Source organism: Streptomyces sp. NPDC051315 (assembly GCF_044455165.1).
GTDB lineage: Bacteria > Actinomycetota > Actinomycetes > Streptomycetales > Streptomycetaceae > Streptomyces.
This window is the reverse complement of record NZ_JBITEN010000015.1, coordinates 149,148-173,906: the sequence shown is the minus strand read 5'-3', so window position 1 is coordinate 173,906 and position 24,759 is coordinate 149,148. Positions and strand designations below refer to the sequence as shown.

The following is a 24,759-nucleotide window of genomic DNA, read 5'->3' as shown; positions in this document are numbered from 1 at the left end:
GGGAGGGGTAGGGACGTGGCGCGAGGCAGTCACGCCGGTCAGTGGAGCTTTGCGGGGGCGGCTGGACGACGTCGGCCAGCGGCTCGACAGGCCGCACGGCCACGTCGGGGCGAAACGGCTTCAGCGCGGGTACGTCGGGGACCAGGTGGGCCGTTTCCCGGCAGGTGTCGGCGGCTTCGCCGAGCGAGAGGTAGGGGGTGCGGATGCGGGACCAGCCGCCGGAGGTGTCGCCCGCGACGGCGAGGCCGGGGCGTTCGGGGGCGATGGCGCAGGCGGCGAGGACGGCTTCCGGGGCGATATCGCCGAGGGCCATTTTGGCGGAGGCTTCGTCGTTGACGCGGTGGCAGACGCGGCCGGTCAGCTGGGCCCGGAGCATGGTGGCGCCCTTGCCGAGTTCGGCGCCGAAGCGCTGCCCGCACACCTCCAGGTAGATGCCGGCCGCGCGGCCGAGCTGGGCGAGGCGGATGAGCTGGGTGACCATCTCGTCCCGCCGTTCCTCGTCCTTGCGAGTGGCGGTGAGGAAGAGCTCGGCCACCTCGTCGACGAACAGGACGACGGGCACGGGCCGTTCACTCTCGGGCAGTCCCCAGATGTCCGAGGTGATCTCCTCGTCCGGGGTGCTGGGGGCGATGCCCTGTCGGGCTTTGATCAGGTCGTATCGGTCCTCCATCTCCTTCACGAGCACGGGCAGCAGTTCCGCGGCTTCGTCCGGGTCGGTGGCGAGGGCGGACAGGCGCGGGGCGAAGGGCGCCAGTTCGACGCCGCGCTTGCAGTCGATACCGACGAGGGCGACGTTCTGACGGGCGAGTCCGGAGATGAGGTGGCGCAGGTACATGGACTTCCCCGAGAGCGTTGCGCCCAGGGTGAGTTGGTGGGGCACGGTCCTGTAGTCGCGTATGAAGGGCATGGCGTCCTCCCGCAGCGCGACCGGCACCTTGAGGACCCCGGCGTCGACCTTGCGTGGCATCCGCACCTTGCGCAGGACGTCGAAGCCGACCAGCCGCAGTTCCACGACACCCGGCTTGACGGTGGTGACGTACACGGCGTGGACACCCCAGGCGTGCCGCAGCCGTTCGGCCGAGGCCGCGACGTCGGCAGGCTCCTGCCCCGGAGCGAGGCGAAGACGGAGCCGTAAGCCGGTCGAGGTGGGCCGGATGATGCCCCGCCGGGGCGGTACGGGCCGCACCTCCCGCCAGGTGGTGGCCTGGACGGCGAAGGCCCGCAGCCGGGACGGCGCCACGGTCAGACCGCAGGCTTCCATGACCGATGCGTACGAGCTGAGCAGCCGGATGGTGGATATCGGACCGCCGACCGCCGACCAGTACACGGCCGGGTGCTGGGCCCGGGCGTAGGCGGCCCCGCCGCCGAGCGCGGCGAGGGGACCACCCACCTCCAGGAGCGTCGCGAGATCGGTCATCAGGCGGTGGCCCCCATGGCGGCCGGGAAGGCGGCCGGGGTGACGGCGGCGGCACGGTAGGCGATGCCGTGACGCTGCTGCCCGTTGAACACGGACTCCCACGGCCGGGCGACGAGCCCCGGCAGCGAGACAGGCGAGCCGAGGACCAGCCCCTCGGAGACGCCACCCTCAGGAACAGTGACCTTGATCAGCGAGGACTCCCCGTCCTCGATGTAGACGACGCCGATGGTCATCAGCGCCTCACCGCTGACGGCGTCCTTGGCGATCTCGCCGGTCTGCCGGTCGCGGACCTTCGGTTCCGGTGCCTCCGTCAGGAGGATGGTGGCGGCGGAGGTCTCAACGCGATGGTGCGCAAGGCACACACTCCTGTCTACTCGTCTATACATGCAGCAACCTGCGAACCCGATGTTCCGGACTCACGACGATCACCTTGCCACACAACTTGCCCACTCGTCTATACGAGTAAGCGTGTTGGGGTGTACGAGTTCATAGAAGCGTCCGCCCCTCCGCGCGGTCACCCGAAGGTACCGTCCTCCCGGATTGCGAACACGTCGCAACCGTCGTGCTCGAAACGGGCTCGCCCGTCGAACGCCGAGCCAGGATGGGTGCAGACCCCCCAGTCCCGCCCCAGCTCTCCTGTCAGTGCGACCCAGAACCGACAACCGCCGCACTGCTCGTCGAACCAGTCATCCCGGTAACCGGGCTGATCAGTGCGCCTGTTCTGCACCTGTGACCAGCGCTCGTGACACGCATCGTTGTGGCCGCTGTCGTCCCCCGTCCAAGCGCCGCCAGGCACAGCGCGATCCGCGCTCATGTGGCCGGGAGCTGGTACGACAGCACGTAGGCGTCCGCCGCCATGACCGTGTCGCAGACCTCCACGGGCCGCCCCTCAGTGTCGAAGGCGGTCCGGATCAGGTGGATGACGGGCACGCCGGCCGCCAGATGGAGCGTCTTGACCTCGGCGGGCGAGGGCATCCGGGCGCGGATCTCCTCCTCGAAGTGGTCGAGGCGGTGACCCAGGTCTTCGAGACGGGCGTAGATACCGCCGGGGCCGGGGTTGGGTTCGGCGATCTGAGTGCCGCGCGCGATGTCGAGCGGGAGGTAGGAGGTCGCGAACTCGACCGGCCGCCCATCGAGGAGGTACCGGCGCCGACGGGCGAGCACCCGCCGCACGGACCCGAGCCGGGTGGAGACGTCCTGAGTGGCCTTCTCTTCCTTCACCTCAAGGCTGTCGACCTGCGGGTGGCTGCCGGCGGCGTCCGCCTCCACGATGAACGCGGACTTCCCCTGCTCGCGATGGCGCCGGGCGAACCGGTCGGAGGCGAGACGCCGCACGGGCGGACGCGGGCGGACGAAGACGCCCTTGCCGTGCTCAGCGTGGACCAGGCCCTCGCCCTGGAGGACGGAGAAGGAGTTTCTGACCGTCATACGGGATACCCCGTAGTGGTCCACCAGCTCAGCTTCCGAAGGCAGCTTTTCGCCCTCCCGGAATCGCCCACGGTCAATGGCCTCACGTAGCTGGTCGGCGATCTGCCGAAAGACCGCACGATCGCTCGTGGGGTCGAGATCACCGAGGAGGCCCGAAGGAAGAGGGCTCACGTGTGTACTCCTTTAGATATCTAGACGAGCTGGCGAGTGTTGTTGCTACGGTGGAGAGCCTAGCCATCCGAGAGGGCCGAGGAACGTGAGCACAGAACGCCCGCACTCCGTGAGCGTGGCCGGAGTCGTCGTCGACGACCGGGGCCGGGCCCTCCTGATACAGCGCCGCGACAACGGTCACTGGGAACCGCCGGGCGGAGTCCTCGAACGCGAGGAAACCATCCCCGAAGCCCTTCAGCGCGAAGTCCTCGAAGAGACCGGCATCAAGATCGCACTTCCCGCGACCCTCACCGGCGTCTACAAGAACATGACGGGCCTGATCGTCTCGCTGGTCTTCCGCTGTGAGGCCGCCGACGGCACGCCCACCACCGGCGACGAGACCCGCGCACTGCGCTGGGTGACCCGTGAAGAAGTCTCCGAACTCGCCGACGAGGCGTACGCGATCCGCGTCATCGACGCACTCGACGCGGCGTCTCCGCCGGCCATCCGCGCCCACGACGGCGTGAAACTCGTCTAGCCCGAACCCGCTGCACATGGCGGCCTACCAGCACGAAGGAACTTGTATGCACGAGTATACGAGTACAGCGAGGGTCTGGGGACTGTCTTGCCCAGGTTTCCCAGAAGAGGTCAGCCGGGCCCGCCGCTGGACCCGCGACATCCTGCGTGGCTCCCCTTTAGCCGAAGACGCCGAACTGATCGTGAGCGAGCTGAGCGCGAACGCGATCCTCCACACGGCCAGCGGCGGCGCACAGGGCGGCTTCCACCTGGCTCTTGCCGTCTCGGCACAAGTGGTCGCGGTATCGGTGACGGACGACGGAGGCACGGATACAGCCCTCAAGGTCCAGCACCAGGACCAGGACGCCGAACACGGCCGCGGACTCGGCATGGTCACCGCACTCGCCCATCGCGTTGCCGTCCACGCCACCGACCACGGCCACACGGTCACTGCGGAGCTCTTCACGGACGCACGCCGAGGAGAGCACCCATGCTGAAGACGACGATCAAGTCCGGCTTCTGGTGCGAGTGTTGGACGCAGGACATGGCCGAGCAGCAGGCGCCGGCACTGGTCGGCTCCTACGACGCGTACTCGGCAGTCGAAGCGAACAACTGGGTAGCGACGATCCTCCGCACGATCTCACCAGCGCTGGACACGGCCGCGTCACAGGAGGCATGGACACGGCTCCACGACCACCGCATCGACACGAGACGAGCGCTCCTGCACCGCGAGCACTTCACCGTGTCTGTCACGCACGCCGACCTGCGCGTCACATGGACCGTCCGACCAGCGCTCTTCCTGCCCCTCGCACACCGACAGGGCGCGGAACTCCCCATGTGCGCATACGACTTCAAACCCTTCACGCCCTGAGTTGCTGTCAAGCATCACCCGGGACCGGACAGCCCAAGACTCCCAACTGCGTTACAACTTTCTCTACGGGTTCAAGGCGGCTCGCTCCGCTCACCGCGGGCGGCCCGGCCCCCGGCCGGGCCTGCGCTCCTGTCTCCGCCCCGCTCCAGCCCGGCCGGCGCCCGCGCCGCCCGCACACGATCAGCCACCCGAGCCAGAGGAGGAGGTACGTCGCGCTAGGGCCGTTAGCTCCACAGCTTTAACCACTTGGCCGGTCATGGTTTCACCTTGGATACGGCCGAGGGGCCACTCGTGCACACTGCACCGCTCGAGTCGCCACGGGCGGAACGTCGGCCAAACTTGCTCCCCCGCGCTCGCTCTACGGATACCCTCTCCTCCAACCAACATGGGGGGAGCTATGACCGCTCAGGATCACGAAGAGGACTGGGGAGACGTAGAACTACCGGAGGCCGAGCAGGGCGAATCCCCTGTGCCGGCAATGACGGAAACAGACTCAGAGCAGAGGATGATCCGCGCACTGGCCGAACACAGAATTGGCCTAAAGAAGACAAGAGCCGAATCTTTTGCATTCACAGCGCACCCGAAGTGGAACTTCACGACTATAAATCGAGAGGCGCATCTCCCCAGAAGCCATCACGCCACACTTCTAAGTCAGTTGCAAAAAGACATCGAACACACGAAGGCATGGGCCGGAATTAAGATTCCGTCTGAGGGGTATCTAGAGGTACTCCTCGGCCCCAATCAGGCGCAGGTACCTACCCACTACCTCGCCAGAAAATTGTCAGCACTTGTCTCCGACAGCATCGAAAGCGAGTGCAGTCGACAGCACGACCTAGACAACTCTTCCTCTCTGCAATTCAGAAGGTTGCGAGACGAATTTCGCCCGATCAAGATTCACCTAAGTGGCGAAGATGCCTGTATAGAGATTTCCGGCCCTTCGCCAGCCTGCCACATCCTAGTTAATCACGGATTCAGCGATACGCCTCGATACGTCACTTCATTGCGGATCTTCTATGACAGGCCCATGAAGTCGGACGAGATTGAGGCACAGGCGGAGCCAGTTTTCGCCTCACTGCTATACGAGCTGGACGTTCGAAACCGCCTCAACATGCGTCCGCCCAAGTGGCCCAGCCAGATAGATCATCGGCGCCCCTCAATTTCAGAGCCCCCCGAACGAATTGTACGTTTCCCTGAGACCGTAATCGAGCCGGAGATTTCCGTCTTGTTCCGCTTCGCCGGAAGCGCTTCAGGGAACCCACCACTCTCATTCTTGTCCTATTATCAGGTCCTGGAAAGCTTCTTCCCGACCGCAGGAAGAAGAAGTGCACTCAAAAAGATTGAGCGCGAACTGACTAACCCCCTGTTCAATCGCCGGAACGATAAGCACCTAATGCGATTGCTCAACGTTGGCGAAGGTGTCGCCACGGCATCGGAATCAGCACACCTCAAGATGCTTCTCGATGAATTCGTAAGAGGGGACATCCTGGAGGACTTCTTCAAAGAAAATCACTGGGGTAAGCATTTCACCAAGCAGGGGCCGATCAAGGGGATCGAAGAAAACGTCAATCTAGAAAATCGAAAAATTCCACTGACTCATCAGGTCGCGGAGCGCGTGTATAGAATCAGGAACCGAATCGTCCACGCGAAGGATGACCCGAAGTATCAAGACACCCCCGCCCTGCTGCCTCAAAGTGATGAAGCTGAGGCTCTATGGCCTGACATTGACCTTGTCAGGCTATTGGTGTGCGAGGTCATACTCAGTAATCAGGTGCGCAGTTGACTCATAAACGCTCCGCAGCTGAGGACACCGATCTCGTCAGAGAGCGTCCGTCGCGATCTACTCTGGTCAAGGACACAAGCCTGTAGCGTGGCTGAGGACGGTGGGGGTGCAGCGAGGCACACGCGCGCCTAATCGGTCGGCGCGCCCACCGTCGTGGCTGACTGTCGTCGGTTAAGGTTCGTGCCACAACCGTGCCAGATGCAGCGGTCAGCCACGGTCAGCACCGGTGCCCTAAAGTCAAGTGCCCGCCCCCTTCCTCGGTCAGTGAAGCCGCGGCTCAGCTGCCAGATCACCCCGCCTCTCTCCTAAAGCGGTGGTCGGCGACTGTCAGTGTCGGCACTCTGTACTCATGCTTGCCGAGGATGACTACTTGATTCGCATAGGTCGCTACTCCTACCTGGTCACCTACCTTGAGTGGCAGGTTCTAGGCGATCTTCCGCAAATTCCTGGCCTGCCAGCCGAACTGGACCTGCGGAAGCTGGTCGGCATGACCACTGGCCGTCTGGCACGGACCTTCCAGAGCGAGGTAGTTCTGAACCAGGTGCCTGATGCCTCGACCCGAGACTGGCTTCGGCGGTCCGGCGAGCTGCTGGCGATCACTGCTCGTGACCGCAACGCCGTTCTCCATGCTCGTCCCGCCACTCTCGACGGCAAGCAAGTGCTGTACCGCTGGCATCCCGACGGGAACGAGATTTTCGCCGTCGACGATGCCTGGCTCGAGACTGCGGAGCAGCGGTTGCAGGACGCCATCGGTGAGCTGGCTGGCATGCGCGTGGCCAAGGAGCAGTAGGCGCGTAGGGTCCGACAGCAGTGCAGCTTTAGGGGACTCTGCTTCAGCACCCGTGCACGCAAGAGTGAGTGTCACGATGAGTGCATGGACCGGTTGCAGCGTAGCGCTTGGCGGTATGTGGCGGAGGTACTCCCGCCCGAGGAGCTCCCGATGCTTGCTGCTCATGCACTCGTCGACGGGCGTGATTCCCCCGCGCTGCTCGAGCTGGCCGGCCTGCCACGCAGGAGCGACGAGACTGAGATCCGTGAACTGTTCGTCCAGGCCCTGAACGAACTCGGCGTACCCCTTCCCGACGAGGAGACAGCTGGCCGCTGGCTCCTCGTAAGCCTCGCGGTCGGTCTCGCGAATGCCGAGCTGAGCCCCAAGGACGTGGCCGACCAGCTGTCGATGACGGTCACGGCCCGCACCCCGGAGGAGACACGGTTTCTCTCCATCGCAGCGGACTACAGCGAATGGATGGGCGCGGACGAACTCCCGGAATGGGAGAACGGTCTCAGGGCCGCGGCCCACTCATTGGCCGCCTCCACCGATCTCGGATCCGGTATCGGCGTGCCAGGGTCGCGGCGCGGCTGACTGACCCGCCTGAACGCGCCCCGTGCCAGACCCGTGCCAGATACTGCGGGGAGCCACGGGGAACAGCGGTCACCCACCCAGAGGCGCCCTCAGGTCATGACATGGATCGACAGCAGGTCAGCGGGACTATCGAGCTCCTAGAACCCAAGCTTCCCAAGCTGAGAGCTTGAGGGGTGGATGCCACGAGCTGCCTTCGCGGGCCGACCGTCGCGGCTTGCTCTGGTCGACGACACCAATAGCGTGGCTGAGGCCGGTGGGGGTGCAGCGAGACACACGCGCGCCTGGTCGGTCGACTGACGCGCCGTCGTGGCGGGCTTTCGTCGGCTGAGGCTGAGACGGACCGCGACGAAGGTGCCGGCCGTCAGCCGAGCGAGGACCCGCACCGGGCGAAGCTGGGCCGTCCCTGGGCCGTCCGACGCCGCTCTACAGTGGCCAATGACGACCAACGACGACCACCAGGCGCACGAGCCCACCGCCCCTGACCAGCAAACACCCAGCTCACCAAGATCCCCGGCAAGACCCAGGGCAAGAAGAAGTAGGCGCCTACAGCAAAGCCCCCTGCCTGCGGTTCTGCCGCGAGCAGGGGGCTTGTTCTTGCACTGGAGCCGTCGCCGGGCCGTGAAAGGGATTCCGGGCCGCTGTCAAGCGTTCCCGTGCGCCTCGGTGAATAGCGATGTCCCCGGTATGCTGGTCGCGCCTCATCTGAACCTCCCCTGAACTCCGCGCGGATGCGCCTGAGTTCCAAGGCCCCGGCTCGAGAAGCGGGTCGGCTGGAGGGGAAGGGAGGCAGTAGAGGTGAGCCTTGAGAAGGACAGGCCTCGCAGGTGGACCGGCGCTGAGAAGTGGCAGGTCTGGCTTGCGGGAGTCGGTCTGCTGGTGACCACCGCTACCAGCGTGATGCAGCTCGCTCGATGAGCGAGTCACGCGCGAGGACGGTCGCGACCGGGAGCTGTACATGCAGCGAGCCCGGTCTGCTGCTAGGCGACCGGGCTCGCTGACTGCACGAGGCCTGGGTCCGGCTGCAACCGGATCCAGGTCCGCAGTCTTTCCAGACTCCAATCTCTCACGCGTGAAATCACGAATCAACTTCGTGAGCTTGTCCGCGAACTTTGATCTCTCGACTCTTCAGAGGACTCCTACGCCGCTGCTCATACGGGTACGGCAGTACCGATCTCCGATTACGGCGTTGTCTTCACCGATGAACGAAGACCGACGCAGAGCCGCGCGGGACCGTTCCTGGCTGGATGGCATCAGGTGCGCGTACACCCGTGGCGTCAGGCCCGGGTCCGAGTGGCCGGGGTACTCGGCGAGAGCCTTGATGTGCTTTCCGGCTTCCAGGAGCGCCGAGGCGTAGAAGTGCCGGAGGGCGCGGGTGCCGTTCTGGCGGGACTCGGCGTACGACTCGTCCGGCTTCCGCTCGGGGATCACCCCGCGGAGGCGTGCGCCCGCTTCGGCACCTCCTCATCGAGGGACGTCTGCCATACGTGACCGCCGCGGCGACGCGCCTGTCATCCACCGTCGGTGGCCAGACGGAGCGAGCGGCGGGCGCGTTCGGGAATGTGCCCACCGTCCACGGCCGTACTGAGGGCGGCATGCACGTTGGACTAGATGGTGCGGGCGTTCAGGCCCCGGATGCTGCTCTCGCTCAGCTCCCCCCCGTCCCGGATGTATGCAGGCTGGAAGGAGCCGAGCGGTCGCGGTTCCCGCCCCTGTCAGACCCTCCCGTCAGAATCCGCCCATGCTGATTGCGACCAGCGGCCGGGGTCACGTGGTGAAGCGCCCCTCGAAGCCGGCCATCGGGACGATGCTCGCCAACCTGCGGCGCGGCAACGAGCACATGGTGCTTGAGCGGCAGGACGAGGACCGTGACGGGGACTGGTACATCCAGGTCCTGGTTTTGTTCATGAGTTGGGGCAGCGGTTGTTCAGCTCTCCGGGAGGCACCCGAACTCTGCCGTGTTCGATGTTCACGAGAAACGACAGCATCCTGGCTCAAGGCATCCGACGACTGCTCGAGGCATCAGCGGTGTGGGCGTTCGGGATCGGCCGGGTGGCCGAGGGTATTCGGGAGTGCGTGCGGCGCGGCGGTACTTGATCACGGACTGGCAGAGGAGACGATGGGGCGGGAGGTGTGGCCCATGGGCGAGTACGTTGAAGCCAACGGGACGACGATCTGGACCGAGAGCCGTGGCCGAGGGCCCGAGGTCCTGCTGATCGCGGGGCTGGGCGACCCCGCCGAGGCGTGGCAGGCGCAACTCGACGGGCTGTCGGACCGGTACCGGGTCATCGCCTTCGACAACCGAGGGGCGGGGCGGACGCCGTTGCCCGACGGGCCCATGTCCGTGGCCATGATGGCTGACGACACTGCGGAACTGCTCCGGGTGCTCCGGGTCGGCAGGGCGCATGTCGCCGGTTTCTCGGGCGGCAGCGCGATCGCGCAGGAGCTGGCGCTCCGCCACCCGGAGTCCGTCCGCAGCCTAGTCCTCATGAGCACTTGGGCACGGGCGGACGCCTACTTCACCGCGATGACCCGCTTCTGGCACTGGCTAGTGACGGAGGCGCCCGACGAGCGCGCCATGCAGGAGGCATTCTTCCTGTGGATGTACACTCCGCGCGCCCACGCCGACGGCACGGTGCAGCGGTTCATCGACGAAACGCTCGCCTTCCCGTACCCGCAGTCCGCCGAGGCCTTCCAGCGTCAACTGGAGCCGTTCATGCGGCACGACACGCTCGACCGGCTGCCCGGCATCACCGCACCGACCCTCGTCCTGGCCGGCGAGCGGGACATCACCACGCCACCGCGGCTCGGGCGGGTCGTGGCCGACGCCATCCCGGGCGCCCGCTTCGAGGTCATGGCGGGGGAGGCCCACCAGCCGTTCCAGGAGTCCCCGGACGTCTTCAACGCACGGGTCGACGCTTTCTGGCGCGAGGTCGACGGCGGAACCCTGCCCTCCTGATCCTCAAACGGCTTCCAGCGGCGGCCGCTGCCGTCATCCCACTCCGAACGTCGATCGTCGGCATCTGCGGCCGCGCAGGCCTCGGTCCAGCTGGCCGCCGCCAACGTCCACACCATGAATGCCGGGCGACTCGGGGGCATCGTGGCCGCGCTGCTGGCGCCGGCCCGCTCCCATCGCACCGGCTGACCGCAGCGGATAGGAGCGCGCTTCGGGCAGCCTGAAGACTGATCAGATGCCGCCGAGACTGGTGCTGTCGAAACTCGTGAACTTTTCGACTCGCTGACGGACGCTGGCTGCCTCCCAAACTGGTGCACAAGTGCTGCCCGTTCTCGCGTACAGAGCCAAGTCCTGCTCCGCGACAACAACACCTACATGCTCGAATACCGCGAGGGCGTCGCCGCCGAGCACTTTCAGACGCAGACCGTCTCCCAGGACACGGTGCTGCAAGCACTCCTCGGTTGGGCCGCCGACAAGCCCGGATGGCGAGAGGGCTTCATGTGGAACGACATCGGCCACATGTTCACGCCGGCCGCCTTCGAGGTGGAGGGCAAGCCGACCGCCTAGCGCCGTAACGCCGCCATCATGAGTCACGTGGCGGGGAGCTGGTACGACAGGCACGGTCCCCGGCTGCTCGGCATGAGGTGCGCGTACCCGCTCTCGGCGTCAGCCCCGGATCCGCGGTGCCCCAGGTAGTCGCTGACGGCCTCGAACGTGTCGCCCGTACGGTCAGTCGGCCGATCGGGCAGTTCGTCGGGCGGCGGCCGGTCAGTCGGCGGGGAGGCCGAACCAGCGCAGGAGTACGGGCCGGGCGTCGTCGGGGGCGTCCTCGGGTCCGCGGGCATAGCGCGCGAGCAGGGCCAGGTAGTCGTCATGGAACGCGTCCAGCTCGCTCTTCGTGAGGTGGGTGAGGCTGCGTGAACCTCGCATCCAGCCTTCGGACTCCGCCTGTCCGGCGGTGAACCGCCGGGCGAGCTCGACGTCCTCCTCCATCCTCATCCGGTCCAGCTCGGCCGACATGGCGCGCTCGGCCTCCGTCAGCTCGTCCTGTGGCGGTCTGCGGATGTCGAGGCCGCGCACCCCGCGCCACCAGCGCTCACGCCCGGCGGAGCGCTCGGGGATGTCCTCGATGAGGCCACTGCGCTCCAGCATGCGCAGGTGGTAGCTGAGCGTCCCGGTGTTCTCGCCGAGGGCGGCGGCCAGCGTGGTCGAGGTGGCCGGGCCCACCGTGCCGAGGTGGCGCAGGATGCGCAGGCGCAGGGGGTGCGAGAGGGCCTTGAGCACCTCAGGACTGTCGACCGTGCGCCGCCCCGGGGCTTCCGCTCTCCGCTCGTTCGTCATGGCGCCAGTCTATCCGTACAGCAGCGATTTCTCTGCAGACCTTTCTCTGCAGAGGAATCTCTGCAATGCTGGGGGTATGACGCCGAACCGAGTGACCTTCCATCGCACAGTCCGCCGCTTCGCAAGTGCCGCTGCCGGGGTCCTGCTTGCCGGACTCGTCCTGGGCGCCGCACCCGCGCAGGGAGCAGAAGGGGCGGCGGGTCTCCCCGAGTTCGACTTCTCCGCCTGCCCGGCCGTCGATGAGTTGCCCGCGGGCGCCGACCCCGGGACCTGGCGCTGCGAGGTCATGCACGCGACGGGGCATCTGCGCATGGGCGCCGTCGACGAGCCGCTCACCGAACCCATGAGGATCACCTTCGCGGAAGGCCGTGTGGACGGTGAATTCCGCCAGGTCTTCGGGGAGATGACCGCTGCGCCCATCCGGGTGGCAGGCACCCCGTTGACTCTGACTCCGCGCTACGGCGGCTACTCGGACTTCCTCTCCGACGACACCCGGCGCGGCGAGTTCGACATCGAGTTCGCCATAGGCTCGGCGCACAGGCTGCCGGCCCTGCCGTCGTCCGGCTGCTCGGTGGGCAGCGATGAGGACGCGGTCCACCTGGTGCTCAAGGACACCGATCCCACCCGGGTGATATCCAAGGACCCCCTGGTCGTCGCCTTCGGTGCCCAGGACGCCGAGTTCGCCGCCCCGGGCACCAGCGGCTGCGGCCCCCTGAGCCGCGCGCTCGACCGGGTCCTGGGCCTGCCGTCCGCGGCGGGGGCGAACGTTTTCGACATGGATGTCACCGTGGCCATCCGCCCCTACGCGCAGACAGGTCCGGTGGAGTGAGGGGGGCACTACCTGTGAGCCAGTTGAGGTGGCTCAGGCCGCGAGGGCCTCGGAGCGTGCTCCGAGGTGGCCGCGCTCCAAGCGGGCTGCGGCCCGGACGAGGGCGACGAGGAGGCGTGAGGACCGTTGGGGCCTGACTGGCGGATCTCGCCGGGCAGGCCCCTGGTCCCGAGGAGGGCTCAGCGCTTGAGCGTGAAGTTGAAGTCGCCGGAGAGCTTGCCGCTCAACCGGACCGCCGAGACGAGTATCCCGTCCTTGACCAGTCTCTCGACCTCGGCCCGCGAAAGACCGCAGCCTTCGGCGATCAGTCGCACCGGCCGGACGGGGATCCGCGCCGCGAAACGGACCGAGACGTCGATCACCTCGCGGTCCAGGTGATCCGATCCGCCGGTGTCGAGGCGCCAGGCGTCGTCCCAGTCGAGGGCGATGCGATTACGGCGCCGCACGACCGGATCCCGGAGCAGCTCAGCCGCCAGGCCAGGGTCGTTGTCGTGCATGCGGTCCAGCAGCTCAGGCCGTACGGAGCGGACATTCATCCGGTCCAGGACCGTGAGCTTCGCCGTGTCCCCGCACGCGGTGCAGAGCACGAGGAGCCAGGCGTCGAGGAGCTTGTGGTGGGCGTTGACGCGAAACTTGCCGTTCGCCCGGAAGCGCTCCGACGCGCACACGTGGCAGCGGCGGAGAACGGTAGGCAGGCAGGTGGGCATGACCACCCAGGTGGTGAGCACAGGAGTACACCGGTTTCAGTGAGAAGTCCGCAGCAAAAAGCAGCGCGGCGCACATGCGCGACGCGCGACAGAACAGCGCTCGGGAGGTCTCACACGGTGTACAACGGCACGTCCTTGCCTGGGCGACTCGGTCGGGCAGCACGGTAAGGGCGCGCAGCGGCGCTGCTCCACTGGTTTTTCGGGCGCCTCGTCCGCACGACTTCTCGTGGAGGGACGTCCGCCGTGACGTGGTTGCCGCGCGACCCGGTGAGGGTCAGGCGCGGGGGCCGGAAAGCCGGCTGCGCCAGACGTGGCGGGTGTTCGGCGTCTCCGGATGGTCGAGGAGCCAGAGGACATAGCCCGCGTGAAGCTGTGCCGCAGGGTTCCGCGAGCGACGGGCGTTGTGGAGCCTGTCGCGCAGCTGCGCTCCGTCCACTGCTCGGGCGACACGCACGTACTCGCGGTCCTTGCACCGGTAGGTCCGCTGGACGGCCAGGTCGACCAGATCGACGAGTCGCGCTGTCAAATCCTGATCATGGTCGGTGGCGGCCAGGTCGCGGATCAGAGCCTCTTTCGTTCCCCAGTGCTTGGCGTGCCCGTCCACTCCTGTGGATAACGCGCCTCCCACTCCAGGAAGAGCAACGCGAGGGGCAGCCGCGGCCACGTGCTGATCTTCCCGTGGGCGTATCTGCTCCCGGTCCACAGCGCTCCCGGCAGGCAACGACCGCAGGCCCTGAGATAGGCCCGCGTTCTTGCTCGGGACCTCAACCAGCCGGCGGTGAATCGGCCTGGTTCAGCCGGTCCCAGGCGAGCTCGGCCTTCCTGCGGGCTGCGGCGTGACGGTCGAGGGCGGCATCGCGCTCAGCAGGGTCCGGTGAGATCAGGCCGTAAGCCCATGCCAAGCCCCTGATCCCCTCGGGATCGTCGTCGATGCCCGCGTCGGCCGTCCCTGTCACAGGACAGATCATTCCGTCCCAGGTATGGGGCCACTACTCAATATGCTCGGCACCGGTCACGAGGTGCCCCGGTAGCAGCGCCAGGTGCAGCAACCCACGGGGGGCCGTGCCGATGTCGACGGTTGCGCGGTGCCGGCGGACACACGCGACGGCCTGTCGGTCGCCAGCCGACGCGCTGTTCGACGCGCCCTTCGTGGCACATGTGACCTTCGTCGCGGCAGGGGTGTTCCAGGGCGTTCGGCGTGGTGCCGCCCGCCGGTGACGCGGGAAGCGGAACATCTGCCGTCCCCGGAGGTCACAGGGCTGCGGGCGGAAGGGTGCGGCAGGAAAGCCGCGTCGGCGTACGAGCAATATCTGTGCCCGCGACAGGAGAAATAGGTGCCGGGCTCGGCAAGTATTCCTCGACCGTGGATCTGGTTGGAATTCCTTGATCGTGCAGGGCCGATCGCACCGTGCTACTGTCGATCTCAGTTGCAGGTGTGGTTGCCAAAAGGTTCATTTCCTACGGGGTAATCATCACGGCGACACGGAATTTGCACAGGGTGAATTCCTGACACCGCCTCCGAAGGAGAAATGACATGGCTACTGGCACCGTGAAGTGGTTCAACGCGGAAAAGGGCTTCGGCTTCATCGAGCAGGACGGCGGCGGCGCCGACGTCTTCGCCCACTACTCGAACATCGCCACCCAGGGCTTCCGTGAGCTGCTGGAAGGCCAGAAGGTGTCCTTCGACATCGCGCAGGGCCAGAAGGGCCCGACGGCCGAGAACATCGTCCCCGCCTGACATCGGCGCTGACGCATACTTCGCAGCTGGGGCCCGCACCTCTGGGGTGCGGGCCCCAGCTCGCTGCTTTTCAGGACGCGCGACGGGCAGTTTTCAGCGCATCACCGACCGGTGACGCGTTTCCCGTCGGTCCGGCACGACCCCCATCGACTTCGGCTCGTCTCGCAATTCTCTGCGCCGCTCACTCTGCTGCGGGAATTCCTTGCTACGCGCCCATCAAGGAAGGTTCCGCATGAAGCGAGCCCACACGTCCCGCACATATGACCGCTTCGCAGGAGGCGCCGGCGCCAGCCGCTCCGGTGGCCCGCGCCGTTCCAAGGGCTACGGCAACCGGCAGGCCGGCCGTGCCCTCCAGGGCGAGTTCGCGCCGCCGAAGACGATCACCCCCGCGCTGCCCGCCGTCGGGTCGTTCGCCGATCTCGCCATGCCCGCGCCGCTGCTGGCCACGCTCGGCCGCGAAGGCGTGACCGCGCCGTTCCCGATCCAGGCGGCGACCCTGCCGAACTCCCTGGCCGGTCGTGACGTACTCGGCCGTGGCCGCACCGGCTCGGGCAAGACCCTCGCCTTCGGCCTCGCCGTACTGGCCCGTACAGCGGGGCGGCGTGCCGAGCCACGGCAGCCGCTCGCCCTCATCCTGGTCCCCACCCGCGAGCTCGCCCAGCAGGTCACCGACGCGCTCACCCCGTACGCCCGCTCGGTGAGCCTGCGGCTCGCCACCGTCGTCGGCGGCATGTCCATCGGCAGGCAGGCCGGGGCGCTGCGCACCGGGTCCGAGGTGGTCGTCGCGACGCCCGGGCGGCTCAAGGACCTCATCGACCGGGGCGACTGCCGACTGGACGACGTCGGCATCACGGTCCTGGACGAAGCCGACCAGATGGCTGACATGGGCTTCATGCCCCAGGTCACCGCCCTGCTCGACCAGGTGCGTCACGGCGGGCAGCGGATGCTCTTCTCGGCCACCCTGGACCGCAACGTCGACCTGCTGGTCCGCCGCTACCTGACGGACCCGGTGGTCCACTCCGTCGACCCGTCCGCGGGCGCGGTCACCACCATGGAGCACCACGTCCTCCACGTGCACGACACGGACAAGCACCGGACGACGACCGAGATCGCGGCGCGAGACGGCCGGGTGATCATGTTCCTCGACACCAAGCACGCGGCGGACCGGCTGGCCAAGCACCTGCTGAGCAACGGCGTCCGCGCCGCTGCCCTGCACGGTGGCAAGTCCCAGCCGCAGCGCACGCGGACCCTGGCCCAGTTCAAGAGCGGGCACGTGACGGTACTGGTGGCGACCAACGTCGCGGCGCGCGGGATCCACGTCGACAACCTCGACCTGGTCGTCAATGTGGATCCGCCCAGTGACCACAAGGACTACCTGCACCGCGGCGGTCGTACGGCCCGCGCCGGCGAGTCCGGCAGCGTCGTCACCCTGGTGACGCCCGACCAGCGTCGCGGTATGAGCCGGCTGATGGCCTCGGCGGGCATCACCCCCCGGATCACCCAGGTGCGTTCGGGCGAGGCGGAGCTGACCCGCATCACAGGCGCCCAGGCCCCTTCCGGTGTCCCGGTCGTCGTCACCGCGCCGGTGGTGGAACGCCCCCGCGGCGCGTCTTCGGCCCAGGGCCGTCGGGGTCGCCGGGGCCGCCCGGACCAGGGCCGGCCCGTCGGCGAAGCGGCGCGCCGCAGGACGCGGCGGCCCGGCTTCAACTCGGCCGCCTAGTTCCGCTGTGATCACACAGCCCACCCCCTTCCGGTAGGAGGCACCTATGACGCCGACCCAGACGCAGCACCATGGAGTGGATCCGTTCCCCCAGGCCGTGGTCGACGACGGGGACGCGTCCGGACCTCGGGTCCGTGACGACATGACGGTCGAGGTGGCGCTGTCCCTCATGGCCGGTGCCCGGGTCGATCACCTCGTCCTCTGCGACGGGGACGACCAGAGCACGGGCCTGGTCACCCTGGCCCGGCTCGCCGTTCTCCGCGACAGCGCCACCTACACGGACCGGATCCGTCTGCGGGACGTCCTCGACGGACCGTTCACCTCGCCCGGCGCTCGGCCCGGCGCCGTCGGGGAGCACGGCCGGACCCCGAGGGCCCTGACCCTCGCCCGGTCGGTCCGTACTCCTTCTTCCCGGGCTCCTCTGTCTTCCCGGGCTCCTCTGTCTTCTCTGTCTGCTCTGTGAGGCGTCATGCGCTGTGTCATCGCCCGGTACCCGTTCGACCTGACCAAGGACGGGGTGCTCGCCTCGATGAAGGGCGTCCGGCCCGAGCTCGTCACGGGTGAGTCCGTGACCATCGGCCGCCGCCGCTACCCGGTCAAGCAAGTAGGCCAGGTCATCACCCGGCAGGACCGCCGCGACTTCACCAGCGGCGAAGTCGTCCGGGCCATGACCCGCCTGGGCTTCACGTGCCACGACCACCCCGGGACCGCGCCGGTGAGTGCCCCCACTCCGCTGCAGACCGCATCGGCGCTGCTCGGGGGCGCCGCCTCCCCGGCGGTGTGAGGACGGGCGGACCACCGCCCTCGAAGACCCGATGAGGGCCCTGCCGACGCGCGTCGGCAGGGCCCTCATCGTCGTATCACCGCCGCGCCGCCGCATCACCGCCGCGCCGCCATGTCGCCGCCGGGCGCCGCGCCACCTGGCCGCCTGCGCCGCGCCACCTTGCCGTCGTGCCTCCGCGCCGCCGCCGCGCGCGCCGCCGCCGGCGCCTCGCGCCACTTGGCCGCCGTGCCTCCGCGCCACCAGGCGGCCGCGCCCTGGCGACCGCACCACCCGGACGCCGCACCGCCCCACGAGGACGTGCTTCCACCGTCGTCGCAGGACAGGCGAAACCTTCGGCCCCGCCCCGCCAAAATCTACATTTGCCAGAGTAGACATTGGCTCCCGGCAGGGTTACTCTTTTTCTCGTTGAGACGGTCAAGCGAGACCCGGCAGACACGAACTGGCGGGCAGAAGTAGCTGAAGTTCGCAGGTCAGTGCGGCTCTGGAGTTCCGAAGCCAAGGTGTAAGCAGAACGGCGACGGGGCTGAGAGCCGCACTGGGCGGCCCGCAGGTCGAGGGGCTGCCGACAGCATCATCGAGCGGTACCGCAGTACCCGTTCCCCAGTGGTTGGTTCAGAGGAAGGACGGAGGAGCAGACGCCATCAGGATCGCCCGGGCCCGAGGAGCTCTCGGTCCGGGTACCGCAAGACCCCGGATTGGATGGTGGTCCCCGGTCACGCAGCCGCGATCCCCGCATCCCTGCCCTTGCCGGGCCGGATAGCGGAAACAGAAGGTCGGCACAGCATGAGGGCCGACAGATGGTGTTGTATTTCCTTCGGGGCCCTGGTGCCGTACGGCGCCAGGGCCCCTCGACGCGTTGCGACAACGAGGTGACATGGCAGCAGATACTCCACTCAGTGATCGTCTGGACGACGACGACTACCCCGCGTACACGATGGGCCGCGCCGCCGAGATGCTCGGCACCACCCCTGCCTTCCTCCGAGCCATCGGTGAGGCTCGGCTGATCACTCCGCTGCGCTCGGAGGGCGGACACCGGCGGTACTCCCGCTACCAACTGCGGATCGCCGCTCGTGCCCGCGAGCTCGTCGACCGGGGAACCCCGATCGAGGCCGCCTGCCGCATCGTCATCCTCGAGGACCAGCTCGAGGAGGCTCAGCGCATCAACGCGGAGTACCGCCGTGCCGTGAAGGAAGCGTCCGACAGTTCCGGTGCCGGTTCGAGGTGACGGCCGGCCGGTGTTCGGCGTCCCTCAGGTGGCCGGGCGCGCCTCCCGCGCCCGCAGCCGGCGCGCGAGCAGACCGAGCAGCACGGCGTTGAACAGCCCGCACAGGGCCATACCGGCGGAGAAGACCAACGGGCTCAGCCAGGGGAGCGAGGCGTACTCCGCGGGTGCCGCCACCGCGGAGGCGAGGATGCTGAGCGGCGCCGTGGCCATGAGCGGCCAGATCCCGGCGAACCCCGGGTCCGGCGACAGGTACACGGCGTACAGGAAGAACCCCAGCGCCGCCGCGACCACCGCGAGGTATCCGCGCGCGAGCCAGTTGTCCACCGCGGGCGCCAGCAGGGCCCTGAGCCTCTGGAGGCGGGGGCGCGCAGGACGCGCCGGGCCCGTTCCCTCCTCTTCCGCGGGGTCCGGGACACGCGGGAGGGGCTCACGCGCGCCGGCCGCCGCGGTGGTCGCGGACCTCGCGACGAGGGCGCCCAGCACGGCGGCGTTCACGAGGGCGCACGCGAGGAGCCACACGGCCCAGAAGCCGATGGCGAGCACCCCGGCCGCCCCGCCGCCCCCGGTGCCGGGACCGAAGGGCAGGACCACACTCAGGAACGAGAGCGGCGCCGTGAGCATCAGGGGATCCAGGGGGAAGCCGCCGTCCGGGAAGAGGAACACGGCCAGGACGGAGACGGCGAACACCGCCAGGTAGCCCCGGGCGAGCAGGCTGTCCGTGGCAAGGGCGAGGAGGCGGCGCGGGCGGGAGGCTTGAGGCATCCAGGGTTCCTTCGGGTCCGTCCGGGTTGGTGATCTCCACGGTGGACCGGAGGACGCCGTCAGGCATGAGTACGGGTACTCATCGGGCCACCCGGAAACAGCGCACCTGTGGGGCCCACCCGGGACCAGCGCACCTGTCGGGCCCACCCGGGGGATCAGCGCACCTGTCGGGCACCAGCGCACTGTCGGGCCCCCGGACCGGCGCACCCGCAGCGGGTCGGCGGAGGCCGCAGGACTCGGCCCGGGACGTGCGGTTTCACCCCGCACGCCTCGCAGAGCGGATCACAGAACCCACCCGCGATCCAGCCCACCCGCGATCCACGAGGAGCGCTGCCGAGGGTCTCATGGTCCCGGGCAGGACTCACGCGGCGGACGTCGAAGCAGTGGCATGAGGTGACGGAGGAAAAATACGTCACCGCTCAGCACGGGACCCGGTGACAGCGGCGATCGGCAGGGGGAGGAACCAGGAAGCGCCCACCGCCGGACCTTCCCGATCGGAGCACCCCTGGATGAGCGGCAGCCTCCACGACCTCGTGATCAACCTGTCCTCGGCGGCCATCGCCTTCGCGGCGGGCTGGTCCTTCGACAGGGTGCGGGACGTCTGGCGCTTCCGCAGTGTGCGGGGTTTCTGGAAGCAGTTCGCCACACGTGACCTGAAGGTGGTCACGTCGATCTTCATCAAGGAGGAGCACTACATCTGGGAGCGCTCCGGCCTGGTCGGCGTGGGGGACGTACTCGCTCTGAACGAGCTGCGACAGCAGCTCTACCGGGTGGGCGTCAGCCATCTCCCCCTGACACCGAGTCACCAGCTCACGGGACTCGAGCGACAGGGGAACCTGGTCCTGGTCGGCGGGCCGCACTCCAACCAGGTGACCGCCGAGGTCATGCGGCGCCTGCCCGTGACGTTCAGCTTCGGCGCGGTGGAGACGCACGACGCGAACATCTACGACGCCCTGACCGGAGAGGTCATGCGCTGTGTCATGGACTCCAACGATCAACTCACCGTCGATCAGGGCCTGCTGATCCGTGCGACCAACCCCTTCAACCGCGAGCGGCACGTCATCATCCTCGCCGGCAGCTTCGGCTTCGGTACGAGCGCCGCGGCACGGCTCCTCGCCGGTTCGGACCTTCTCAACAACCCCGTGGTCGCCGAGGGGCACCCGTTCGAAGCCGTCTTCTCCGTGGAGATAGCGGGCGGCACGCCTCAGCAGATCGAGCTCAGGAAACTCCGCCAGCTCGACTCCACGATGCTGCGGGCGGGAGCGTAGGCGCCGCCGTCAGACCGACAACGGCACCGCGTGAATCTCGTCCGCCTTGTGGCCGGTGCGTTCGTGGACGCGCTGCACCGCGTCCGCGGACGGGGCCTCGGACAGGCAGTAGACGGTGCCGGACTCCGGGTCCGCCCAGGCGCGCTCGAAGTGCACGTTCTCTTCCGCTTCTATGGCGAGGTCGGCCTGATGGGCCTCGTGCAGCTGGTCCGCTGTGATGCCCTTCATACCGCGGTGGACGTCCATGAACCGGGTCATGACCGTGCACCCCCTCTCTGCTTCTTCGCCGCTCTTCGCTCTCTGCCTTCTTGTCCCTTCCGCCCTTCCATGCTGCGCCCGGGACCCCGGCACCCGCCAGTTCCCGTACGACGGTGAGGGGCCCCGGTCGGAACACCGGGACCCCTCACCCGTCGTACGAGTACGGACGCGTATCCCTCAGCCGCACTGGCAGGGGTTGCCCGACTGGCAGCCGCAGCCGCATCCCGAGCCGCAGCCGCACGCGGCGATCAGCGTCAGGTTCCTGATCTCGGCGGGCTGCTCGGTCGGGCGTTCACGGGCGGGGTCGGGCGTGGAGGTGCTGGGGGCTTCGGCCATGGGTTCCTCCTGGAGGCTAGAGCGCCTGTGCCCATTCCATGCCCGTTCCGCCGGGCGCATCAACGGCGCACGGGGGCTTTCCCACGCCCCCGCGAGCCGCGGGGACCCCGTGGCACACGCCCACGCTCCCCGGCGTCCCGCCGCCTCCCGTCGCGCGCCCTACGCCCCCTCGACCGGCTGGATCTCCGTCTGCAGGTCCTGCTGGAGATCGTCCGCGTGCTCGCCCGTCACCAGGAACACCACGCGCTTGGCGACCGCGACCGCGTGGTCGGCGAAGCGCTCGTAGTAGCGGCCGAGCAGGGTGACGTCCACCGCCGTCTCGATGCCGTGCTTCCAGCGCTCGTCGATGAGGTGCTGGAAGAGCGTGCGGTGCAGCAGGTCCATCGCGTCGTCGTCCGTCTCCAGCTGGAGCGCGAGGTCGACGTCCTTCGTGATGATCACCTCGGCCGCCTTGGCCATCAGGCGCTGGGCGAGCTGGCCCATCTCCAGGATCGTGGCGTGCAGGTCCTGCGGCACCGCCCGCTCGGGGTAGCGCAGCCGGGCCAGCTTCGCCACGTGCTGGGCGAGGTCGCCGGAGCGCTCCAGGTCGGCCGACATCCGCAGCGACGTGACGACGATCCGCAGGTCCGTCGCCACCGGCTGCTGTCGCGCCAGCAGCGCTATGGCCCGGGCCTCCAGGTCGTGCTGCAGTTCGTCGATCTTCTTGTCGGCCTCGATCACGCTCTCGGCCAGCTTCAGATCGGCATCGAGGATGGCGGTCGTGGCGCGCCCGACGGCCGACCCGACCAGCCGGGCCATCTCCACCAGACCGTCGCCGATCGAGTCCAGTTCCTCGTGGTACGCGTCCCGCATCAGGGTTCCCTCTCGTGCGTCGCTCTTGGGGTTCCGGGGGCGAGAACCGGCCGTGCAACCGGCCCTGCGAACCCCACGTTGTCACGGTCGGCCCCTTACGCGTCGGATTCCGTCACCCCAAATGAACCGCCACTGGCTCCAAGGTGAACTCTGGGCGACGAGTGTTCGAGCTCCCACCTCGATGGCTGTGGCCAGGCCGGATGCCATGCCTAACCTGGTGCCATGGACGTGAACGCGGCGGTCGCCGCAGCGGCAGCGATCGCCGGGGTGCTCACCGGTGTCATCGCCATGCTGGCGTTCCGTTGGAGCGAACGCGACCAGAACCGACCCACCAGGACCTCCTTGCACACCGATCCCGTCCTGCCCCCGGGCGTCGACACCGTCCTCTCCGTCCTCCGTTCCTCGGCCGTGGTCCTCGACGAGGCCGACGCCGTCGTCAAGGCCAGCTCCGCCGCGTACGCCCTCGGGCTCGTCCGCGGCGGCAAGCTCGCCGTCGACCCCATGCTCCAGATGGCCCGCGACACCAGACGTGACGGGGAGATACGCCAGGTCGAACTGGACCTGCCCCGGCGCGGTACGGGACGGGGAGAGGCCCTCGCGGTCTCCGCCCGGGTCGCGCCCCTCGGCTCCCGGCTCGTACTCCTCCTCGTCGAGGACCTCACCGAGGCCCGCCGTATCGAGGCCGTACGACGCGACTTCGTCGCGAACGTCAGCCACGAGCTGAAGACACCGGTCGGCGCGCTCTCCCTGCTCTCCGAAGCCGTCATGGACGCCTCCGACGACCCGGAGGCGGTGCAGCGCTTCGCCGGCCGGATGCAGATCGAGGCGACCCGGCTGACCAACCTGGTCCAGGAACTCATCGACCTCTCCCGGGTGCAGAACGACGATCCCCTCGAGGACGCCGAGCCGGTCCGCGTGGACGAGCTCGTCGCCGAGGCCATGGACCGCTGCCGGCACCAGGCGGGCGCCAAGCAGATCACCATGGCGGCGGCGATCCAGGAGCCCGGCGAACCGTCCGGCGAGGGCGAGCGAAGGCAGGCGGACACGGCCGGCCTGCACGTCTGGGGCAACCGGGGCCAGCTCGCCGCCGCCCTCGGCAACCTGGTCGAGAACGCCGTCAACTACTCACCCGCCCGCACCCGCGTCGGCATAGCCGCCCGCCGGGTGACCATGAACGGCGGGGACCTGATCGAGATCGCCGTGACCGACCAGGGCATCGGCATCTCCGACAAGGACAAGGAGCGCATCTTCGAGCGTTTCTACCGCGTCGACCCGGCCCGTTCCCGTGCCACCGGCGGCACGGGCCTCGGGCTGGCGATCGTCAAGCACGTGGCCGCCTCGCACGGCGGGGAGGTCACGGTGTGGAGCGCCGAGGGACAGGGCTCCACCTTCACGCTCCGGCTGCCGGAGGCGGGTGTCGCCCGCGAGCGCGCCCACCAGCCCCCCGACGGCGACCACAAGATGTCGCACCACGACGACGAAGACGAGGCCGACGGCTCCGCCGGAGGCATCCACCCTTCCTCATCCCCTTCCTCACCCCCTGACTCAACCGCGTACCAGACGCTTTCCGCTCCGGAGGTCCTTCCGTGACCCGTGTGCTCGTCGTCGAGGACGAGGAGTCCTTCTCCGACGCCCTGTCGTACATGCTCCGCAAGGAGGGCTTCGAGGTCGCCGTCGCGACCACCGGGCCCGACGGACTCGACGAGTTCGAGCGCAACGGCGCCGACCTCGTCCTCCTCGACCTGATGCTGCCGGGGCTGCCCGGCACCGAGGTCTGCCGCCAGCTGCGCGGCCGATCCAACGTCCCCGTCATCATGGTGACCGCCAAGGACAGCGAGATCGACAAGGTCGTCGGCCTGGAGATAGGAGCCGACGACTACGTCACCAAGCCGTTCTCCTCGCGCGAGCTGGTGGCCCGTATCCGCGCGGTGCTGCGCCGCCGCGGCGAGCCGGAGGAGGTCGCTCCGGCTGCCCTGGAGGCCGGCCCGGTCCGGATGGACGTCGACCGCCACGTCGTCACCGTCTCCGGCTCGAAGGTCGACCTGCCCCTGAAGGAGTTCGACCTCCTGGAGATGCTCCTGCGCAACGCGGGCCGCGTCCTGACCCGCATGCAGCTCATCGACCGCGTCTGGGGCGCCGACTACGTCGGCGACACCAAGACGCTCGACGTCCACGTCAAGCGCCTGCGCGCCAAGATCGAGCCGGACCCGGGCGCGCCCCGGTACCTGGTGACGGTCCGCGGCCTCGGCTACAAGTTCGAGCCGTAGAGACACCTTCCGGCAGCCGTGGGAACCCCCTCCGGCAGCCGTAGGACGTGCTGTCCGGAGCTGTGAGAAGAATCCCCGCCAGCACTTACAGCACGTACGGCAGCGCGTACGGCAGAAGGGCGGTACCCCCGCGGGGGTACCCCCCATGAGCCGGTAGCGGGGGGGCCTCCGAACTCCGGGGGGCCCCGCCAGAG

At 68.3% G+C, this 24,759-nt stretch carries 29 protein-coding genes and 1 pseudogene; 17 read left to right on the top strand and 13 right to left on the bottom strand.

The window, feature by feature from the left end:
* Positions 1 to 52 precede the first annotated feature (52 nt).
* The 4 genes and pseudogenes from ACIBBD_RS27150 to ACIBBD_RS27135 form a co-directional block, all read right to left on the bottom strand.
* Positions 53 to 1,417 (bottom strand): annotated as a pseudogene (locus ACIBBD_RS27150) (FtsK/SpoIIIE domain-containing protein); the annotation flags it as partial.
* Positions 1,417 to 1,779: a hypothetical protein gene (locus ACIBBD_RS27145; protein ID WP_399422183.1), complete on the bottom strand. Its 363-nt coding sequence runs from the start codon at positions 1,777 to 1,779 to the stop codon at positions 1,417 to 1,419. The pseudogene ACIBBD_RS27150 and the gene ACIBBD_RS27145, both read right to left, overlap by 1 nt.
* A 152-nt stretch (positions 1,780 to 1,931) precedes the next feature.
* A complete protein-coding gene (locus tag ACIBBD_RS27140) occupies positions 1,932 to 2,231 on the bottom strand; it encodes a DUF3027 domain-containing protein (RefSeq protein WP_399422181.1) in 300 nt (99 codons plus the stop codon).
* Positions 2,228 to 3,016 (bottom strand): GntR family transcriptional regulator, encoded by a 789-nt coding sequence (locus ACIBBD_RS27135; protein WP_399422180.1) that lies wholly within the window; start codon positions 3,014 to 3,016, stop codon positions 2,228 to 2,230. The genes ACIBBD_RS27140 and ACIBBD_RS27135 overlap by 4 nt, the downstream gene beginning before the upstream one ends.
* A 109-nt stretch (positions 3,017 to 3,125) precedes the next feature.
* On the opposite strand from ACIBBD_RS27135, the gene ACIBBD_RS27130 reads away from it, so the two are divergent.
* The 6 genes from ACIBBD_RS27130 (at position 3,126) to ACIBBD_RS27105 (ending at position 7,525) form a co-directional block, all read left to right on the top strand.
* On the top strand, positions 3,126 to 3,533 hold the full coding sequence (locus ACIBBD_RS27130) for an NUDIX hydrolase (RefSeq protein WP_399422245.1): 408 nt from the start codon (positions 3,126 to 3,128) through the stop codon (positions 3,531 to 3,533).
* Between the two features lie 46 nt (positions 3,534 to 3,579).
* Positions 3,580 to 4,008 carry an ATP-binding protein gene (locus ACIBBD_RS27125; protein WP_399422179.1) on the top strand — a complete coding sequence of 143 codons (429 nt, stop codon included), beginning with the start codon at positions 3,580 to 3,582 and terminating at the stop codon, positions 4,006 to 4,008.
* Positions 4,002 to 4,382 (top strand): hypothetical protein, encoded by a 381-nt coding sequence (locus ACIBBD_RS27120; RefSeq protein WP_399422178.1) that lies wholly within the window; start codon positions 4,002 to 4,004, stop codon positions 4,380 to 4,382. Before ACIBBD_RS27125 ends, ACIBBD_RS27120 begins: the two co-directional genes overlap by 7 nt.
* Positions 4,383 to 4,779: 397 nt before the next feature.
* Entirely contained in the window at positions 4,780 to 6,162 is a 1,383-nt protein-coding gene (locus tag ACIBBD_RS27115) for a hypothetical protein (protein ID WP_399422177.1), read from the top strand.
* Positions 6,163 to 6,511: 349 nt separating this feature from the next.
* Positions 6,512 to 6,952 (top strand): hypothetical protein, encoded by a 441-nt coding sequence (locus tag ACIBBD_RS27110; RefSeq protein ID WP_399422176.1) that lies wholly within the window; start codon positions 6,512 to 6,514, stop codon positions 6,950 to 6,952.
* A gap of 84 nt (positions 6,953 to 7,036) precedes the next feature.
* The gene (locus ACIBBD_RS27105) at positions 7,037 to 7,525 is read left to right on the top strand and encodes a hypothetical protein (protein WP_399422174.1); all 489 of its coding nucleotides are present in this window, start codon (positions 7,037 to 7,039) and stop codon (positions 7,523 to 7,525) included.
* A 1,125-nt stretch (positions 7,526 to 8,650) separates the two neighbouring features.
* Here the strand turns inward: ACIBBD_RS27105 and ACIBBD_RS27100 are convergent.
* Positions 8,651 to 8,953 carry a hypothetical protein gene (locus tag ACIBBD_RS27100; RefSeq protein ID WP_399422172.1) on the bottom strand — a complete coding sequence of 101 codons (303 nt, stop codon included), beginning with the start codon at positions 8,951 to 8,953 and terminating at the stop codon, positions 8,651 to 8,653.
* A 709-nt stretch (positions 8,954 to 9,662) separates the two neighbouring features.
* On the opposite strand from ACIBBD_RS27100, the gene ACIBBD_RS27095 reads away from it, so the two are divergent.
* Complete coding sequence (locus ACIBBD_RS27095; protein ID WP_399422171.1) at positions 9,663 to 10,481, top strand: alpha/beta fold hydrolase; 819 nt, start codon at positions 9,663 to 9,665, stop codon at positions 10,479 to 10,481.
* Positions 10,482 to 10,853: 372 nt separating this feature from the next.
* A complete protein-coding gene (locus tag ACIBBD_RS27090) occupies positions 10,854 to 11,045 on the top strand; it encodes a hypothetical protein (protein ID WP_399422170.1) in 192 nt (63 codons plus the stop codon).
* A gap of 201 nt (positions 11,046 to 11,246) precedes the next feature.
* Here the strand turns inward: ACIBBD_RS27090 and ACIBBD_RS27085 are convergent, their stop codons facing one another.
* Positions 11,247 to 11,819 carry an ArsR/SmtB family transcription factor gene (locus ACIBBD_RS27085; protein ID WP_399422169.1) on the bottom strand — a complete coding sequence of 191 codons (573 nt, stop codon included), beginning with the start codon at positions 11,817 to 11,819 and terminating at the stop codon, positions 11,247 to 11,249.
* A 76-nt stretch (positions 11,820 to 11,895) separates the two neighbouring features.
* Between ACIBBD_RS27085 and ACIBBD_RS27080 the strand changes: the two genes are divergently transcribed.
* Positions 11,896 to 12,648 carry a hypothetical protein gene (locus tag ACIBBD_RS27080; protein ID WP_399422168.1) on the top strand — a complete coding sequence of 251 codons (753 nt, stop codon included), beginning with the start codon at positions 11,896 to 11,898 and terminating at the stop codon, positions 12,646 to 12,648.
* A gap of 179 nt (positions 12,649 to 12,827) precedes the next feature.
* On the opposite strand, the gene ACIBBD_RS27075 is transcribed toward ACIBBD_RS27080, so the two are convergent.
* The 3 genes from ACIBBD_RS27075 to ACIBBD_RS27065 form a co-directional block, all read right to left on the bottom strand.
* Positions 12,828 to 13,376 carry a DUF1062 domain-containing protein gene (locus tag ACIBBD_RS27075; protein WP_399422167.1) on the bottom strand — a complete coding sequence of 183 codons (549 nt, stop codon included), beginning with the start codon at positions 13,374 to 13,376 and terminating at the stop codon, positions 12,828 to 12,830.
* A gap of 253 nt (positions 13,377 to 13,629) precedes the next feature.
* A complete protein-coding gene (locus ACIBBD_RS27070) occupies positions 13,630 to 13,881 on the bottom strand; it encodes a hypothetical protein (protein ID WP_399422166.1) in 252 nt (83 codons plus the stop codon).
* Positions 13,882 to 14,119: 238 nt separating this feature from the next.
* Positions 14,120 to 14,311, bottom strand: coding sequence for a hypothetical protein (locus ACIBBD_RS27065; protein WP_399422165.1), 192 nt, complete (start codon positions 14,309 to 14,311; stop codon positions 14,120 to 14,122).
* 578 nt (positions 14,312 to 14,889) lie between these two features.
* Here ACIBBD_RS27065 and ACIBBD_RS27060 point away from each other — a divergent pair.
* The 5 genes from ACIBBD_RS27060 to ACIBBD_RS27040 all read left to right on the top strand — a co-directional run bounded on the left by ACIBBD_RS27060 (position 14,890) and on the right by ACIBBD_RS27040 (position 18,822).
* Positions 14,890 to 15,093, top strand: a complete 204-nt coding sequence (locus ACIBBD_RS27060) for a cold-shock protein (RefSeq protein ID WP_028799214.1) — start codon at positions 14,890 to 14,892, stop codon at positions 15,091 to 15,093.
* A 232-nt stretch (positions 15,094 to 15,325) separates the two neighbouring features.
* On the top strand, positions 15,326 to 16,813 hold the full coding sequence (locus ACIBBD_RS27055) for a DEAD/DEAH box helicase (protein WP_399422164.1): 1,488 nt from the start codon (positions 15,326 to 15,328) through the stop codon (positions 16,811 to 16,813).
* A 46-nt stretch (positions 16,814 to 16,859) separates the two neighbouring features.
* A complete protein-coding gene (locus ACIBBD_RS27050; RefSeq protein ID WP_399422163.1) occupies positions 16,860 to 17,276 on the top strand; it encodes a CBS domain-containing protein in 417 nt (138 codons plus the stop codon).
* 6 nt (positions 17,277 to 17,282) lie between these two features.
* Complete coding sequence (locus tag ACIBBD_RS27045) at positions 17,283 to 17,597, top strand: SCO5918 family protein (RefSeq protein ID WP_399422162.1); 315 nt, start codon at positions 17,283 to 17,285, stop codon at positions 17,595 to 17,597.
* An 874-nt stretch (positions 17,598 to 18,471) separates the two neighbouring features.
* Complete coding sequence (locus ACIBBD_RS27040) at positions 18,472 to 18,822, top strand: MerR family transcriptional regulator (protein ID WP_399422161.1); 351 nt, start codon at positions 18,472 to 18,474, stop codon at positions 18,820 to 18,822.
* 24 nt (positions 18,823 to 18,846) lie between these two features.
* On the opposite strand, the gene ACIBBD_RS27035 is transcribed toward ACIBBD_RS27040, so the two are convergent.
* Positions 18,847 to 19,584, bottom strand: coding sequence for an SCO4225 family membrane protein (locus tag ACIBBD_RS27035; protein WP_399422159.1), 738 nt, complete (start codon positions 19,582 to 19,584; stop codon positions 18,847 to 18,849).
* Between the two features lie 509 nt (positions 19,585 to 20,093).
* Here ACIBBD_RS27035 and ACIBBD_RS27030 point away from each other — a divergent pair.
* Positions 20,094 to 20,852: a hypothetical protein gene (locus ACIBBD_RS27030; protein WP_399422158.1), complete on the top strand. Its 759-nt coding sequence runs from the start codon at positions 20,094 to 20,096 to the stop codon at positions 20,850 to 20,852.
* 9 nt (positions 20,853 to 20,861) lie between these two features.
* Here the strand turns inward: ACIBBD_RS27030 and ACIBBD_RS27025 are convergent, their stop codons facing one another.
* The 3 genes from ACIBBD_RS27025 to phoU all read right to left on the bottom strand — a co-directional run bounded on the left by ACIBBD_RS27025 (position 20,862) and on the right by phoU (position 22,298).
* Positions 20,862 to 21,110 carry an SCO4226 family nickel-binding protein gene (locus ACIBBD_RS27025; RefSeq protein ID WP_392002727.1) on the bottom strand — a complete coding sequence of 83 codons (249 nt, stop codon included), beginning with the start codon at positions 21,108 to 21,110 and terminating at the stop codon, positions 20,862 to 20,864.
* 177 nt (positions 21,111 to 21,287) lie between these two features.
* On the bottom strand, positions 21,288 to 21,446 hold the full coding sequence (locus ACIBBD_RS27020; RefSeq protein WP_399422157.1) for a hypothetical protein: 159 nt from the start codon (positions 21,444 to 21,446) through the stop codon (positions 21,288 to 21,290).
* Between the two features lie 159 nt (positions 21,447 to 21,605).
* Positions 21,606 to 22,298, bottom strand: a complete 693-nt coding sequence (gene phoU / locus ACIBBD_RS27015; protein ID WP_399422155.1) for a phosphate signaling complex protein PhoU — start codon at positions 22,296 to 22,298, stop codon at positions 21,606 to 21,608.
* Positions 22,299 to 22,520: 222 nt separating this feature from the next.
* Here phoU and ACIBBD_RS27010 point away from each other — a divergent pair, with 222 nt between their 5' ends.
* Complete coding sequence (locus ACIBBD_RS27010; RefSeq protein WP_399422154.1) at positions 22,521 to 23,888, top strand: sensor histidine kinase; 1,368 nt, start codon at positions 22,521 to 22,523, stop codon at positions 23,886 to 23,888.
* A complete protein-coding gene (locus tag ACIBBD_RS27005; RefSeq protein WP_073941673.1) occupies positions 23,885 to 24,565 on the top strand; it encodes a response regulator transcription factor in 681 nt (226 codons plus the stop codon). The genes ACIBBD_RS27010 and ACIBBD_RS27005 overlap by 4 nt, the downstream gene beginning before the upstream one ends.
* Positions 24,566 to 24,759 lie beyond the last annotated feature (194 nt).

Coding starts and splice junctions, on each gene's coding strand:
- phoU (WP_399422155.1), bottom strand. CDS start 22,298: ATGCGGGACGCGTACCACGAGGAACTGGACTCGATCGGCGACGGTCTG.
- ACIBBD_RS27040 (WP_399422161.1), top strand. CDS start 18,472: ATGGCAGCAGATACTCCACTCAGTGATCGTCTGGACGACGACGACTAC.
- ACIBBD_RS27090 (WP_399422170.1), top strand. CDS start 10,854: ATGCTCGAATACCGCGAGGGCGTCGCCGCCGAGCACTTTCAGACGCAG.
- ACIBBD_RS27120 (WP_399422178.1), top strand. CDS start 4,002: ATGCTGAAGACGACGATCAAGTCCGGCTTCTGGTGCGAGTGTTGGACG.
- ACIBBD_RS27055 (WP_399422164.1), top strand. CDS start 15,326: ATGAAGCGAGCCCACACGTCCCGCACATATGACCGCTTCGCAGGAGGC.
- ACIBBD_RS27115 (WP_399422177.1), top strand. CDS start 4,780: ATGACCGCTCAGGATCACGAAGAGGACTGGGGAGACGTAGAACTACCG.
- ACIBBD_RS27050 (WP_399422163.1), top strand. CDS start 16,860: ATGACGCCGACCCAGACGCAGCACCATGGAGTGGATCCGTTCCCCCAG.
- ACIBBD_RS27030 (WP_399422158.1), top strand. CDS start 20,094: ATGAGCGGCAGCCTCCACGACCTCGTGATCAACCTGTCCTCGGCGGCC.
- ACIBBD_RS27080 (WP_399422168.1), top strand. CDS start 11,896: ATGACGCCGAACCGAGTGACCTTCCATCGCACAGTCCGCCGCTTCGCA.
- ACIBBD_RS27085 (WP_399422169.1), bottom strand. CDS start 11,819: ATGACGAACGAGCGGAGAGCGGAAGCCCCGGGGCGGCGCACGGTCGAC.
- ACIBBD_RS27045 (WP_399422162.1), top strand. CDS start 17,283: ATGCGCTGTGTCATCGCCCGGTACCCGTTCGACCTGACCAAGGACGGG.
- ACIBBD_RS27035 (WP_399422159.1), bottom strand. CDS start 19,584: ATGCCTCAAGCCTCCCGCCCGCGCCGCCTCCTCGCCCTTGCCACGGAC.
- ACIBBD_RS27110 (WP_399422176.1), top strand. CDS start 6,512: ATGCTTGCCGAGGATGACTACTTGATTCGCATAGGTCGCTACTCCTAC.
- ACIBBD_RS27010 (WP_399422154.1), top strand. CDS start 22,521: ATGGACGTGAACGCGGCGGTCGCCGCAGCGGCAGCGATCGCCGGGGTG.
- ACIBBD_RS27095 (WP_399422171.1), top strand. CDS start 9,663: ATGGGCGAGTACGTTGAAGCCAACGGGACGACGATCTGGACCGAGAGC.
- ACIBBD_RS27105 (WP_399422174.1), top strand. CDS start 7,037: ATGGACCGGTTGCAGCGTAGCGCTTGGCGGTATGTGGCGGAGGTACTC.
- ACIBBD_RS27020 (WP_399422157.1), bottom strand. CDS start 21,446: ATGGCCGAAGCCCCCAGCACCTCCACGCCCGACCCCGCCCGTGAACGC.
- ACIBBD_RS27140 (WP_399422181.1), bottom strand. CDS start 2,231: ATGAGCGCGGATCGCGCTGTGCCTGGCGGCGCTTGGACGGGGGACGAC.
- ACIBBD_RS27060 (WP_028799214.1), top strand. CDS start 14,890: ATGGCTACTGGCACCGTGAAGTGGTTCAACGCGGAAAAGGGCTTCGGC.
- ACIBBD_RS27125 (WP_399422179.1), top strand. CDS start 3,580: ATGCACGAGTATACGAGTACAGCGAGGGTCTGGGGACTGTCTTGCCCA.
- ACIBBD_RS27025 (WP_392002727.1), bottom strand. CDS start 21,110: ATGACCCGGTTCATGGACGTCCACCGCGGTATGAAGGGCATCACAGCG.